This is a genomic window from Halomonas sediminis, assembly GCF_044871105.1.
Lineage (GTDB): Bacteria > Pseudomonadota > Gammaproteobacteria > Pseudomonadales > Halomonadaceae > Vreelandella > Vreelandella zhuhanensis.
The window spans coordinates 458,500-473,022 of record NZ_CP085246.1; the positions used below are offsets into that span (position 1 = coordinate 458,500).

The 14,523-nt window shown below is 57.5% G+C and carries 12 protein-coding genes; 10 read left to right on the forward strand and 2 right to left on the reverse strand.

Annotated features, from left to right (window positions below; translation table 11 throughout):
- Positions 1 to 44: 44 nt before the first annotated feature.
- On the reverse strand, positions 45 to 2,720 hold the full coding sequence (locus tag LG290_RS02280; RefSeq protein WP_499836074.1) for a [protein-PII] uridylyltransferase: 2,676 nt from the start codon (positions 2,718 to 2,720) through the stop codon (positions 45 to 47).
- Positions 2,720 to 3,511, reverse strand: coding sequence for a type I methionyl aminopeptidase (map, locus tag LG290_RS02285; protein ID WP_499836075.1), 792 nt, complete (start codon positions 3,509 to 3,511; stop codon positions 2,720 to 2,722). The genes LG290_RS02280 and map overlap by 1 nt, the downstream gene beginning before the upstream one ends.
- Positions 3,512 to 3,818: 307 nt before the next feature.
- On the opposite strand from map, the gene rpsB reads away from it, so the two are divergent.
- The 10 genes from rpsB (at position 3,819) to LG290_RS02335 (ending at position 14,503) form a co-directional block, all read left to right on the forward strand.
- Positions 3,819 to 4,577 carry a 30S ribosomal protein S2 gene (gene rpsB / locus LG290_RS02290; protein ID WP_499836076.1) on the forward strand — a complete coding sequence of 253 codons (759 nt, stop codon included), beginning with the start codon at positions 3,819 to 3,821 and terminating at the stop codon, positions 4,575 to 4,577.
- A 223-nt stretch (positions 4,578 to 4,800) separates the two neighbouring features.
- Positions 4,801 to 5,670 (forward strand): translation elongation factor Ts, encoded by an 870-nt coding sequence (tsf, locus tag LG290_RS02295; RefSeq protein ID WP_114485968.1) that lies wholly within the window; start codon positions 4,801 to 4,803, stop codon positions 5,668 to 5,670.
- A gap of 126 nt (positions 5,671 to 5,796) precedes the next feature.
- On the forward strand, positions 5,797 to 6,567 hold the full coding sequence (gene pyrH / locus LG290_RS02300) for a UMP kinase (RefSeq protein ID WP_160417542.1): 771 nt from the start codon (positions 5,797 to 5,799) through the stop codon (positions 6,565 to 6,567).
- Positions 6,568 to 6,571: 4 nt separating this feature from the next.
- Positions 6,572 to 7,129, forward strand: a complete 558-nt coding sequence (gene frr / locus LG290_RS02305; RefSeq protein WP_160417541.1) for a ribosome recycling factor — start codon at positions 6,572 to 6,574, stop codon at positions 7,127 to 7,129.
- 104 nt (positions 7,130 to 7,233) lie between these two features.
- On the forward strand, positions 7,234 to 8,022 hold the full coding sequence (uppS, locus tag LG290_RS02310) for a polyprenyl diphosphate synthase (protein WP_499836077.1): 789 nt from the start codon (positions 7,234 to 7,236) through the stop codon (positions 8,020 to 8,022).
- The gene (locus LG290_RS02315) at positions 8,015 to 8,818 is read left to right on the forward strand and encodes a phosphatidate cytidylyltransferase (RefSeq protein ID WP_499836078.1); all 804 of its coding nucleotides are present in this window, start codon (positions 8,015 to 8,017) and stop codon (positions 8,816 to 8,818) included. Before uppS ends, LG290_RS02315 begins: the two co-directional genes overlap by 8 nt.
- Complete coding sequence (gene ispC, locus LG290_RS02320) at positions 8,818 to 10,011, forward strand: 1-deoxy-D-xylulose-5-phosphate reductoisomerase (RefSeq protein ID WP_499837004.1); 1,194 nt, start codon at positions 8,818 to 8,820, stop codon at positions 10,009 to 10,011. Before LG290_RS02315 ends, ispC begins: the two co-directional genes overlap by 1 nt.
- Before the next feature lie 37 nt (positions 10,012 to 10,048).
- Complete coding sequence (gene rseP / locus LG290_RS02325; RefSeq protein ID WP_499836079.1) at positions 10,049 to 11,407, forward strand: sigma E protease regulator RseP; 1,359 nt, start codon at positions 10,049 to 10,051, stop codon at positions 11,405 to 11,407.
- Positions 11,408 to 11,628: 221 nt separating this feature from the next.
- Positions 11,629 to 13,974, forward strand: coding sequence for an outer membrane protein assembly factor BamA (gene bamA, locus LG290_RS02330; RefSeq protein WP_499836080.1), 2,346 nt, complete (start codon positions 11,629 to 11,631; stop codon positions 13,972 to 13,974).
- Positions 13,975 to 14,002: 28 nt separating this feature from the next.
- Entirely contained in the window at positions 14,003 to 14,503 is a 501-nt protein-coding gene (locus LG290_RS02335) for an OmpH/Skp family outer membrane protein (RefSeq protein ID WP_499836081.1), read from the forward strand.
- Positions 14,504 to 14,523 lie beyond the last annotated feature (20 nt).

Below are 14,523 nucleotides of genomic sequence, written 5' to 3' on the forward strand. Positions count from 1 at the left end.
GCAAGCCCCGGGTCGGTCTCAAACCTAACCGGGGTGGGTGCCCTTTACACGTCTAACACGTCGATCAGGCGAGCGCGTAGTTTCTCCTGGCGCTCAAGGTCGAGAAGGGGGCTTCCAGCCTTGGTGGTAATGAAGAAAACGTCTTCCACTCGTTCCCCCAGGGTGGCGATCTTGGCGGCGGAAAGGGCGATGTCCTGCTCCATGAAAATCTGCCCCACCCGCGCCAGCAACCCCGGGCGGTCAGGGGCGGTAAGCTCCAGCAGGGTGCGGTCGTTGGCCGGGTCCTGCTCGATCAGTACTTCCGTGGGCACCTTGAAATGCTTGAGCTGGCGCGGTGTATGACGAGTGACGATCTGGGGATAATCCTCCGGGTCGTCGAGTTCCTCCACCAGATGGCTACGCATTTCCTCGATGCGTTCGGGGTCGCGTATCGCCTGTCCCTGGTGATCCAGCACAATGAAGGTATTGAGCGTCCAGTCGTTGCGTGACGTGGCGATTCGGGCGTCATGGATCGACAGACCCAGCTGTTCCATGGCGGCAGCGGTCGCGGCAAAAAGATCTTCCACCGAACGCGTGTAAATAAACACCTTGGTACCACCTTCGGCCATGTCATCGGTCGGTGCGCTGATCAATATCAAGGGTAGTTGGGAGTCGCCATGGGCGAGAATGCCCTGCGTTTGCCAAACGATTTCACTGGGGGCGTACTGAAGAAAGTAGTCTTCGCCCAGCGAGTCCCACAAGTGGTCGATATGGGCGATGTCGACGCCGATGCTGATCAGCAGTGAACGGGCTTCATTGCGCGTTTCACGCACCCAGTCATCGCGATCGGGCGGGTTGTTGAGCCCGCGCCGCAAGGCACGCTTGGTTTCGGTATACAGCTGACGCAATAACGAGGCCCGCCAACCGTTCCACAGCGTGGGGTTGGTGGCATTGATATCAGCCACGGTGAGTACGTACAGATAGTCCAGCCGCATTTCGTTGCGCACGATTCGTGCAAAGTCACGTATCACGTCCGGGTCGGTAATGTCGCGTTTCTGAGCGGTCATCGACATCAGCAGATGGTATTCCACCAGCCAGCGCACCAGGCGGGTGTCGTGTTGGGGAACATGGTGGCGGATACAAAAGTGCTCGACGTCAACCGCGCCGATCAAGGAGTGGTCGCCGCCGCGTCCCTTGCCGATATCGTGAAACAGCCCGGCGATCCACAGAAGCTCCAGCCGGGGAAGCTGCGGAATCAATGCAACGGCGACCGGAAACTCTTCACGCGCCTCGAGGTTACGAAAGCCCTGAATGAATTTCAACAGGCGCAGGGTGTGGGCATCCACGGTATAGATGTGAAACAGGTCGTGTTGCATTAGCCCCACCGCACGGCCGAACTCCGGCAGGTACTTGCCGAGAATGCCGTAACGGTTCATGCGACGCAGTTGCCGCGGAACGTTGCCTCCCGAACGTAACAGCGCCATGAACAGGCGTTGATGGCGGGGTTCATCGCGATAGTGGTCATCGATCTGATGGCGGTGGTCGCGGATCAAGCGAATGGTATCGGCACGCACGCCCTCGATTTCGGGGTGCTTGGCCATCAGCAAAAACAGCTCCAGCATGGCCTCGGGATGGTCACGAAACAGGCTGCGCCTGCGCGCCTGAATGTAGCCCCCCTTGGTTTCAAAGCGAGCGTTGAGCTTGACCGTGGACAGCGCCTGGGTACCGCGCAATATCACCTCATCGAAGTGCTGCAATAGCATATCGTTGAGTCCGGCCAATGCCGTGACATGACGATAATAGCGCTTCATGAACTGTTCGACGGCCAGGCGCTCGGGCGTGTCGCGAAAGCCGAACAGCTGCGCAATGGTGCGCTGGTGGTCGAACAGCAGGCGGTCTTCCGCGCGGTCGGTGAGCATGTGCAGGGCATAGCGCACCTGCCACAGAAAGGCCTGGCCCTGGCTCAGAATACGCAGTTCGGCATCGTTCATGAAGCCGTTGGCGACAATGTCTTCATAGCGTTCGGTACCGAAATGACGTTTGGCCACCCAGCCGATCATCTGGATGTCGCGCAATCCACCGGGAGAGCTCTTGATGTTGGGTTCCAGGTGATACTCGGAGTTGTTGTAGCGGTAGTGACGCGCAATCTGCTCTTGCCACTTAGCTTCAAAGAAGCGATCCGCCGGCCATAGGTGCTCGCTGCTCAAGCGTTCGCGCATGGCGTTACGCAGCCGTTCGGGGCCGGTTATCAGGCGCGATTCGAGCAGGTTGGTGATCACCGTCACATCGGCTTCGGCCTCGCGTTCGCAATCGGTGAGCGAGCGGACGCTGTGGCCGATTTCCAGGCCGATATCCCATAGAAAGGTGATAAAGGCAGTCAGGGGTTCGCGGTAGGCCCTGTCGTCGTCAAACTCCAGCAAAAACAAGAGATCCACATCCGAATGCGGGTGCAGTTCGCCACGTCCGTAGCCTCCCACTGCGAGCAGAGCGATGCCGTCATCCGGCCAACTATGTTGTTCCCAGGCGAGTGCCAGCAGGCGGTCAAGGCACCAGGCGCGTCCATGGACGAGATCCCGAATGTCGGCGCCGGCGTGAAAGCGCTCATCCAGGCGCGCCTGAATCTGTCGCAAGGCTGCCTTGAACGGCGCGATGGGCGAGCGGCTGCCGGCGAGTTCGCCGTGAAAGCGCTGGACATCGAACAGCGAGGTGTCGGGGGTGAAATGGTAATGATGAAGTAGCATTAGCGGTCGAGAAAGCCGAGGTCTTCCTCGCCTCGCGCGGTGAGCACTTCCACCCCGGTTTCGGTGACCAGCAGGGTGTGCTCCCATTGAGCGGACAGGCTGCGATCCTTGGTCACGGCGGTCCAACCATCACGCAATACCTTGGTTTTATACTCACCGACGTTGATCATCGGCTCGATGGTAAAACACATGCCGGCAGCAAGGGCAATGTCCGCATCCGGGGCATAGCCGTCATAGTGGAGAAACTGGGGTTCTTCGTGAAAGTCGGCGCCGATGCCATGGCCGCAGAAGTCACGCACCACCGAATAGCCGTTGGCTTCGGCATGGGCCTGGATGACGCGGGCAAGCGTAGAGAGGCGCACGCCCGGTTTGATCAAGGCGATGCTCTTGTAAAGACACTCCTGGGTAATGCGACACAGGCGCTCACCCTGAATGTTTTCTCCGACGATGAACATCATGCTCGAATCGCCATGGTAGCCGTCGGCGGTCTTTACGGTGATGTCGATGTTCATGACATCGCCTTTCTTGAGCTTCTTGGCGTCATCGGGAATGCCATGGCAGACCACGTGGTTGATCGAGGTGCAGATCGACTTGGGAAAACCATGGTAATTGAGCGGTGCGGGCGTCGAGCCGAGCTCATTGACGATGTAGTCGTAACACAGCTTGTCGAGCTTGCCGGTGCTTACCCCGGCCTCGACATGAGGGGTGATCATTTCCAGTACGCTGGCTGCCTGGCGACCGGCTTCGCGCATTTTCTCGATTTCTGAAGGCGTCTTGATGGGAACGTTCATGGCGTCTCGATGTGGGAAGTCGCTTTGGGGAACACGCCGTAAACAGCAGGCGGCTTCATCTTAGCAAGGATCTATGGTATAAAGCCGCGCGCTTTCCTGCAATCGTCATCCTGCACCATGCCTGCTGAGCAAGCCTGGCCGCCGTTGCGATGCTGAAAGCGTTAATCACGGTAGTAAATGATAGTAACGCCTTGAAAACACACATGCACCGACACATGGTCCCGGGTGCCGCTGCGGCTGAATTGGTCGCGTGGTCGGATCCATGGGGTGCGTGGAGGCCTAACCCGTAAAGTCTAAGGAGTCATCCATGGCACACGTCAATATGCGTGACCTGCTCAAAGCAGGCGCTCACTTCGGTCACCAGACCAAATACTGGAACCCGAAGATGAGTAAATTCATCTTCGGTGCGCGCAACAAAATCCATATCATCAACCTTGAGCATACCTTGCCGGCGCTCAATGATGCGATTGATGTGGTCGAGAAGATGGCAGCCACCAACAACAAGATCTTGTTCGTGGGTACCAAGCGCAGCGCCAGCAAGATCATCAAGGAAGAAGCCAACCGCGTCGGCCAACCTTTCGTCAACCATCGTTGGCTCGGCGGCATGCTGACCAACTACAAGACCATCCGTGTTTCCATCAAGCGCCTGCGCGACCTGGAAACCATGCATGAAGATGGTACTTTCGAGAAGTTGACCAAGAAAGAAGTGTTGATGGCCACGCGTGAGCAGGACAAGCTCGAGCGCTCCGTGGGCGGCATCAAGAACATGGGCGGCTTGCCGGATGCCCTGTTCGTGATCGACGTCGACCACGAGCGCATCGCGATCAACGAAGCCAACAAGCTGGGCATCCCGGTGATTGGGGTAGTGGATACCAACTCCAACCCCGATGGTGTTGACTACGTGATCCCGGGTAACGATGACTCCATCCGCGCCATCCAGATCTACGTCAAGGGCATCGCTGATGCCTGCGCACGTGCCAAGGAAGGTCGCCCGGACGAATTCGTCGAAGTGAGCGAAGAAGCCGCAAGCACTGAAAGTCCGGAAAAAGACGCAGCGGCGGAATAACGGTCAAGCGTTTGTCGGTGCGGCCTTGTTGAGCGCCGTGCCAGAAAAGGGGGCAATGGCCCCCTTTTTTTCCCAATTGCGGTGAATGCCGTGGTGGGACGCATTCAGTCCGGCGCCCCGGTGTCGGCAGGGTAATGCTAGGCCTTGCAGGGTTCAGTGTTGCTTTTAAGTTCTCAGCTTTTAAAATTCTCAGTCAGATAGAACCATTCAGAGGTGAATTCCCATGGCAGCTATCAGCGCCTCTCAGGTCAAGGAACTACGCGAACGTACCGGACTCGGCATGATGGAGTGCAAGAAGGCACTTACCGAAACCGAGGGTGATATTGAAGTCGCGATCGAAAACCTGCGTAAAAGCTCCGGTCTCAAGGCCGCCAAGAAAGCGGGCCGTACCGCCGCCGAAGGCGCCGTGGTCACTAAAGTGGCCGATGACAACTCCTACGGTGTGATGGTCGAGATCAACTCGGAAACCGATTTCGTCGCCCGCGACGACAACTTCAAGGCGTTCACCGCCAAGATCGCCAGTGCCTTCTTCGATGCCAAGAGCGAAGATGTGGCCGCGGTCATGGAAGGCGCGCTTGAAACTGCACGCGAGCAGCTGGTGCAGAAGATTGGTGAGAACATCGGTGTGCGTCGTGCCGTGGTCGTCGAAGCGGGCGAGGGCGGCATCGTGGGCGAATACGTCCATGGCGGTCGCATCGGCGTCTTGACTGTGCTCAAGGGTGGTACTTCGGAAGTGGCCAAGGACGTTGCCATGCACGTGGCAGCCATCAACCCGGCGGTTGCACATCCGGAGCAGATGCCCCAGGAACAGCTGGATCAAGAAAAGGCCATCATTCTGGGGCAACCTGATATGGCCGGCAAGCCGGAACAGATCGCCGAGAAGATGGTGCAAGGCCGTCTGAAGAAGTACCTGGCCGAGAACAGCCTGACCGAACAGCCGTTCGTCAAGGATCCCAACCAGTCCGTGGCCGAGTACGTCAAGGCGGCGGGTGGTGAAGTGCTCGACTTTACTCGCTTTGAAGTGGGCGAGGGCATCGAGAAGGAAGAAGTCGACTTCGCCAAGGAAGTCATGGAACAGGCCGGCCGTCGCTGAGGTCTGAAGTTCCAATGTAATAATGGCGTGCGCGTAAGCGCACGCCTTCGTGTATCCGGCCCTTGCCCGTTCCGGTGCCGGGCTGCCCCGCCCGCCTGCTCTCAGGCCCACTTCAGGAGACATGCCATGACCCTTGATGCCCAGGAAACTTTCCCCACCCCCAATGCCAAACCGGCAAGCTCCAAGTCAAAATACAAGCGTATCTTGCTCAAGCTTTCCGGTGAGGCGTTGATGGGTGAGCACGATTTCGGGATCGACCCCAAGGTACTCGACCGCTTGGCGCTGGAAATCGGCCAGTTGGTTGGAATAGGTGTTCAGGTAGGTATCGTGATCGGGGGTGGCAACCTGTTTCGTGGCGCGGCCTTGAATGCTGCGGGAATGGACAGAGTTACCGGTGACCATATGGGCATGCTGGCCACGGTAATGAATGCGCTGGCCATGCGCGATGCACTGGAGCGTTCCAATATTCGTTCCAGAGTGATGTCGGCGATTCCCATGAGCGGTGTGGTGGAACATTACGATCGCCGCACGGCAATTCGTTACCTGACCTCGGGCGATGTGGTGCTGTTTTCCGCCGGCACGGGTAATCCCTTCTTCACCACCGATTCCGCTGCCTGCCTGCGAGGTATCGAAATTGACGCCGATGTGGTGATCAAGGCCACCAAGGTTGATGGGGTCTACGACAAGGACCCGGTCAAACACGCCGATGCCATCAAATACGAAAAGCTATCCTATGATGATGCCCTGGATCAGAAACTGGGGATCATGGATTTGACCGCTATCTGCCTGGTACGTGACCATGATATGCCGGTGCGGGTATTCGACATGAACAAGTCTGGTGCTCTGCTGAACCTGGTAGTCGGGGGCAAGGAAGGCACGCTGATAGACAGAGGATAATATTGTGATCAACGAGATCAAGAAAGATGCGGAAGCCCGCATGAAGAAAAGCGTTGAAGCGCTGCATGGCAACTTCAACAAGATTCGTACCGGTCGCGCTCACCCGAGCATTCTGGATACGGTCACGGTGGATTATTACGGTAGCCAGGTGCCGCTCAATCAAGTGGCCTCGGTCAACGTTGAAGATGCCCGTACGCTTGCTGTGGTGCCCTGGGAGCAAGGTATGGTGCCCAAGATCGAGAAGGCTATCATGACCTCCGACTTGGGTTTGAACCCTGCCAGCGCCGGTACTGTGATTCGAGTGCCCATGCCGATGCTGACCGAGGAAACGCGCAAGGGCTACATCAAGCAGGCGCGCAGTGAAGCTGAACATGCGCGTGTTGCCGTGCGTAATATACGTCGCGATGCCAATGGCGATTTCAAGGCCTTGCTCAAGGATAAGGAAATCAGTGAAGACGAGCAGCACCAGGGCGAAGATGCCATTCAGAAACTGACCGATAAGTATATTGCCGAAATCGACAAGATGCTGGAGGCCAAGGAACACGACCTGATGCAGGTATAACTGTTCTGACTATCCGGCGGGTGGCTTGGTGTCACCTGCCATGCTTTTGAGTTTGAGTGAGAGTTCAAGCTTTGAGTCAACGATCCACCTGGATGCGAGAACCCATGACGCCATCGCAACTTTCCGACGAGCAGCCCGGCGGCGCCCTTTCCCTTGCTTGTGATCAGGGCGGCTTGCCCGGTCATGTCGCCATTATCATGGATGGTAATAATCGTTGGGCGAAAGGCCGTGGCCTTTCCGGCGTGCGCGGCCATCGCGCCGGTGTCGAATCGGTCAGAACGGTGGTGCGCCGAGCCGTCGAACGGCAAATTGAAACGCTGAGCCTGTTTGCCTTTTCCAGTGAAAATTGGAAGCGTCCAGCAACCGAAGTCAACGCTCTGATGGAACTGTTTCTGATTGCACTCAAGCGTGAAGTGAAGAAACTTCATGAGCGCGATATTCGGCTTTCCATCATTGGTGACCGGCACGGATTTTCGCATGCCATCCAGAAGCAGATCGAGCGCGCCGAGACATTGACTGCCGATAATGCCGGCATGCACTTGGTGATTGCCGCCAACTATGGCGGTCAATGGGATATCGCAGAGGCGGCACGTCAGCTTGCACAGCGTGTCGCTGCCGGGGAATTGGCGCCGGAAGCCATCGACGAACAGTTGATGGCGTCATCCTTGTCGACCCATCACATTCCTCCCGTGGACCTGTGTATTCGCACCAGCGGTGAGCAGCGAGTGTCGAACTTCATGCTGTGGCAGCTGGCGTATGCCGAACTGTACTTCACGCCCCAGCTGTGGCCGGATTTCAATGCTGAATCCTTTGATGCGGCGCTGGTAGATTATTGCCGGCGTCAGCGACGTTTTGGCATGACGGACGAACAGATCGAGGCGCAAGGTGCTTAAACAGCGAATCATTACCGCCGCCTGGCTGGCACCCTTGATGCTGGCCGGGCTATTTGGCCTCGAGGGCGCTGCCTTCGCTCTGTTTACGGCAGTTATCGTGTTGTTGGCGGGCTGGGAATGGACGCGCCTGGCCGGTATCGAAGAGACTCCCCAGCGGCTTGGTTGGGTGGGGTTGATGATCGCGCTGATGGGGCTGATGTGGATACTTGATGCAGCACTCGCCATTTGGCCTTTGTGGCTTGCCGCCCTGGGTTGGCTGGTGACGCTTTACTGGGTGGCGCGCTATCCCGAGGCGAAGGCTCAGTGGCAGTCAGTACCGCGGCGCTTGTTGATGGGGTTGTGGGTGCTGCTGCCTGCCTGGGTAGGGCTTAATGTGCTGCGTGACAGCGGAGTGTGGCTGCTGTTCGTGCTGCTGTTGGTGTGGGGCGCGGATATCGGGGCTTATTTCTCCGGCCGTGCCTATGGTAAACACAAGTTGGCGCCACGGGTAAGCCCGGGGAAATCCTGGGAGGGCGTCTTCGGCGGCATGCTGGTAACGTTTCTTCTGGCGGTGGGGTTTGCCGTCTGGCAGGGGTTCGGTATGGCCAGTACGCTGGTGTTGGTGATAATCACCGCTCTGGTGACGCTGGTCTCGGTACTGGGTGATCTGCTGGAAAGCATGCTTAAACGCCATCGCGGGCTCAAGGATTCCAGCAATCTCCTTCCGGGTCACGGTGGCGTACTCGACCGTATCGATAGCCTGACTGCCGCGATTCCCTTGTTTGCTCTATGTTACCTGACGGCCCTTTCCCCATGATGCAACCGCAAGGAAGACAGGCCGTTACCGTGATGGGCGCCACGGGGTCCATCGGTACCAGTACCCTGGATGTGATCAGCCGTCATCCCGAACGTTACCGGGTCCATGCGCTCACCGCTCACCGCTCGCGCGAGGCGTTGTTCGAACAGTGCCGACTATATACACCGGATATCGCGGTATTAGCAACCGAAGCCGATGCAGCTTGGCTGCGCCAGCGATTGGCGGATGCTGGGCTTGCCACCCAAGTGCGTGCCGGAACTCAGGCCTTGATCGATGTTGCCCGGGACGATGAGGCCACCATCGTGATGGCAGCGATTGTCGGTGCTGCCGGGTTGCTGCCTACCTTGGCAGCAGTGGAGGCCGGCAAGCGGGTACTGCTGGCCAATAAGGAAGCATTGGTAATGAGTGGTGCACTGTTCATGGAGGCCGTGACGCGCTCCGGTGCCACGCTATTGCCAATTGATTCCGAACATAATGCCATCTACCAGTGTCTACCTATCGAGCATCGGGGTGGATTGGTTCGCCACGGTGTCTCCCAGCTGTTGCTAACCGCTTCCGGTGGACCGTTTCGTGGTTGGAGTGCCGAGCAAATTGCTCGGGTGACCCCTGAACAGGCCTGTGCTCACCCTAACTGGGCGATGGGCAGAAAGATTTCAGTGGATAGTGCCACCTTGATGAATAAGGGGCTGGAGTTGATCGAAGCCTGTTGGCTGTTCGATGCTTCGCCGGAGCAAATTCAGGTCGTGGTCCATCCGCAAAGCGTGATTCACTCCATGGCGGCCTATCATGACGGCTCGGTCATCGCCCAGATGGGCAACCCGGACATGCGCACTCCAATTGCCTATGGGTTGGCTTGGCCCGAGCGTATCGATGCCGGGGTAAAACCACTGGATTTGTTCGCTGTGGCCCGACTGGATTTTGATGTGCCGGATGAAGACACTTTTCCGTGTCTACGTCTCGCTCGTGAGGCGATGAAGGCCGGGGGTACTGCACCGGCGATTCTCAATGCTGCCAACGAAGTCGCGGTCGAGGCTTTTCTTGAAGGCCGACTGAGCTTTACCGGGATCGGCGAGGTGGTAGCCCGCGTCCTGGATCGCCAAACGGTGGCCTCTGCGGATACGCTGGAAGGCATACTTGAGGCAAACCGGCAGGCACGCCACCTCGCCCAGCAACTGCTCGACGTAAAAACGTGAACGACCCGAGGAAAAACATGCCTGTGAGGAGCCAAATGTGGGCCTGATTCAAAACATTCTTGCCGTCATCGTGGTGCTGGGCTTGTTGGTGACCTTCCACGAATATGGCCACTTCTGGGTGGCGCGACGTTGTGGTGTCAAGGTCTTGCGCTTTTCCATAGGCTTCGGTAAGCCGCTGTGGTCGCGCTATGACCGGCATGGCACCGAGTTCGTGATAGCTGCCATTCCACTGGGTGGCTACGTCAAGATGCTGGATGAACGCGAAGCACCGGTGCCTGAAAACCAGCTTGATCAGGCCTTTAACCGTAAGAACGTCTGGCAACGCATCGCCATCGTTTTTGCAGGTCCTCTGGCCAATTTCCTGCTGGCCATCGTGGCGTACTGGGCATTGTTCGTGGTGGGTACCACCACGGTGTCCCCCGTGATCGGGGCCGTGGAGCCGGAATCACCCGCCGCTCACGCCGGGTTGCAAAGCGGCCACGAAATAACCGCCGTACAAGGTGAGAAAGTCAACTCCTGGGGGGAAATCAACCTCAAACTGGTGTCTGCTATCGGCGAAAGTGGTGAGCTTGTTCTCCAGGCCCGTCAGGATATCGATCAGAGTGCGCGCGATTATCGGCTGCCGGTAGACGACTACCTGGTGCGCCAGGACCCGCCGCAGCCACTCTCGACCCTGGGTATTACGCCCTGGCAGCCGGAGTTTCCGCCGGTACTCGGCCAAGTGCTAGACGGGGAGGCGGCCGCTGAAGCCGGCTTGCGGCCGGGCGATAGAATCAAGGCGGTCAATGGCGAGCCGGTGGATGACTGGATGCAATTCGTCAATATCGTACGCGGTAACCCCGGTGAGTCGCTATCGCTGGAGATTGAGCGTGATGGCCAGCGCCAGAGCATGACGCTCACCCCCGGTCGCACCACGCTGGAAACCGGGGTGGAAATCGGCTACATCGGCGCGGGTGTTGAACCGGTGAGCTGGCCGGAGGAGTACCGGCGTGAAATACGCTATGGACCGGTCGAAGCGGTCGGCCAGGCCTTTTCGCGTACCGGCGAGATGACATTATTGACCCTGGGCGCCATTCGCAAGATGCTGGTGGGCCTGATTTCACCTTCCAATCTTTCTGGGCCGATTACCATCGCTCAGGTGGCTGGGGACTCGGCGCGTACGGGGGTGGAAGCTTTCATCACCTTCTTGGCGTATCTTTCGATTAGCCTTGGGGTGTTGAACCTCTTGCCCATCCCGGTACTGGATGGCGGCCATTTACTTTATTATTTCATTGAAGCGGTACGCGGACGTCCCGTATCCGAACAGGTGCAGGCGATCGGGCTACGTATTGGCCTGGCTCTGGTGGGTAGCTTGATGCTGATGGCGCTTTACTTCGACCTGATGCGTTTGTGGTAACCAGGCGAGCAATGACGATGCCTGGGATGGCTACGCCTGCGATGACTCAGTTTTTCATGAGCAAGTGTTTCATGAACCAGCCTGTCATGACCCGAAGCAGGGAAGACTGAGTCTGTGACGATGACGCGCGCGAGCAGCTTCTGCCTTGTCAGCTGCCCGCAAAAATGTATATGGTGCCTGTCTGAACAAGGTGGGTAGACCAACGCGAGCGAACTGACTGCATGAAAATAAAGACCTTTGGAATAGCGGCATTGGTGCTGGCTAGCGCTGGTAGCGTACAGGCACAACCCTTTGATGTTTCAGATATTCGTGTTGAAGGATTGCAGCGGGTTTCGGCTGCATCGGTGTTCAATGCCTTCCCGGTGAGTGCACGCGACCGTGTCGACGAACGTGAACTGGCCGAGGCAACGCGCAATCTTTTTGCCACCGGCCTGTTTGAAGACGTGACGCTTGCCCGCGAAGGCGATGTGTTGATCATCCAAGTGGTCGAGCGACCCACCATTGCACGGCTTAATATCACCGGCAATAAACAGCTTTCCGAAGATGACCTGCGTGAAGGGCTAAGAGAATCCGGCTTGGCCGCCGGCCAGGTGCTGCAGCTTTCCACCTTGGAAGAGATCCAGCGTGAGCTTGAAGGTCTCTATCAATCCCAGGGACGCTATAGCGCAAACATCGAAACCGAAGTTGAAGAGGTTGACGAAGGCCGAGTTCAGGTCAATATCAACATCAACGAAGGCGCGGTAGCCACGATTCGTCAGATCAATATCGTGGGCAACGAGGCCTTCGACGATCAGACTTTGCGTGACGTATTCGAGCTTGAAGATCAGCCGGGCCTTCTGTTTGGCTGGTTCTCGAGCGACGAATATTCACGGGCTGCGCTTGCTGGTGACATCGAGCGGCTGCGCTCCTATTACCTGGATCGTGGCTATGTCAATTTCGAGGTGACTTCGACTCAGGTCTCGATCAGCCCCGATAAATCGGACATCTTCATTACCATCAATGTCGATGAGGGTAATCAGTACCGTGTCGGTGACATTCGCTTTGTCGGCGACATGGAAATCAGCGAGCGTGAGGCGCGCGAATTACTCGAAGTGGAGCGTGGAGAAATCTTCTCGCGTCGCGATGTCAATGCTTCCGCTGAAGCATTGCGTGCCCGGCTGGGCGCGGACGGTTTTGCCTTTGCCGAGGTGGAAGGCATTCCCGAGCTTGCCGATGACGGTAAAACGGTCGATCTGGTGATGGCAGTGGAAGCCGGTCGGCGCGCTTATGTCAGGCGTATAGAATTCTCCGGCAACACCACCACCCAAGATGAGGTGTTGCGCCGTGAAATGATTCAGATGGAAGGCGCGCCGGCTTCCACCGAATCGATCACTCAGTCACGCCAACGTCTCCAACGTCTGGGATTCTTCAGCCAGGTGGAAGTGGAAACCCGCCCTGTGCCGGGTGAACCGGACATGCTGGACGTGGCTTACAATGTCGAAGAACAGCCCTCCGGCTCGGTTTCGGCAAGTGTCGGCTTTTCACAAAGCGCCGGGGTGATCTATGGTGCGGCGCTGGCCCAGAACAATTTCCTGGGCACCGGCAATCAGGTCAACATCGGCGCTCAACGCAGTGATACCTTCACCAGCGTCAACTTCGGTTTCACCGATCCTTACTGGACCATCGACGGCATTTCGCGAGGCTATAATCTTTTCTACCGCGAAACTGATTACGCTGATTCGGATATCTCTACCTATTCCACCGATGCTTATGGCGCGGGTGTCAATCTCGGCTATCCGGTTAGCGAGCTGTCACGGCTGAACTTCGGTGCCAGTGTGGAAGACCTTTCGATCAAGACCTATACCGATACGGCCTCGGAAATTCGCCGTTACGTGGAAGATCAGGGCTCCGATGCTCAAAGCCTCAAGCTCACCGCCAGCTGGACGCGCAATAATCTCAACCGCGGGATAATGCCCACGGCGGGTAGCTATCAGCGTCTCTCTCTGGAAACCGGCGTGCCGGGAAGTGATGCCGAGTACGTCAAGTTGCGTGCTCGCGCCCAGAAGCTTTACCCACTGGGCGATGACTGGTCACTGAAGTTCAGCGGCAATTTGGGCTATGCCGATACGCTGGGCAGCAACGACCCTTATCCCTTTTATGAAAATTTCTATTCCGGTGGCCTGGGGTCGGTGCGCGGTTTTACCTCCAATACCTTGGGGCAGCCGACCACACCGGCTCGGGAAGGCGGACGTGACCGCACCATGGGCGGTAACGTGGTAGTGGAGGGCAGTGCTGAAGTGCTGTTCCCCATGCCGTTCATTGAAGACAGACGTTCGATACAGACATCGCTGTTCTTCGATGCCGGTAATACCTTTTTGACGTCTTGTTACGATGTTCTGGAAGAAGATGCCGCTCGGCAACGTTGCAGTTCCGGAGTGGATATGGGCGATCTACGCTATAGCGTGGGGGTGGGGCTTTCATGGCTGACGCCGGTGGGCCCGTTGACCTTCAGTGTAGCGGAGCCCCTGAACGAAGAAAGTGACGACGATACCCAATTCTTCCAGTTCTCGCTGGGTCAGTCGTTCTGATCGAGCCTCGATACAAGGAGAAAGACCGATGCGCAAACTGACCGCAGCCATATGCTTGTTGGGCGCCATGATAGTGCCGGCCCATGCGGCAGAAGTGGCCGTGCTGGACTGGCGAGCGGCGTTGATGAACACCCAGTCAGCTCAACAGTCGGTGAGCCAGCTGGAGAGCGAGATCGGTGCTCAGCAGCGTGAAGCACAGTCGCTGGGCAACGAGTTGCAACAACTCCAGCAGCGTCTGCAGAACGAGGGTGAGATCATGCCTCAGACCGAACGTCAGGCGTTGATCGAAGAGCTGCAGCAAAAAGGCGGACGTTTCGAACAGCTACGCCAAGAGGTCATGCAGGCCCAGCAACGCTCCGAACAACAGTTTCTGGAAAGCGCGGAAACCCGGCTGGAGCAGGCCGTGGAGCAAGTCATCGAGCGCCACTCCATCGATGTGCTGGTGGAGCCCCAAGGTGTGCTGCATTCAGCCATCGACCTGCCCAACCTGACCGATGAAGTCACCCAGATATTCGATTCTCTGAATTGATACGGGTCCATCCCGATCCT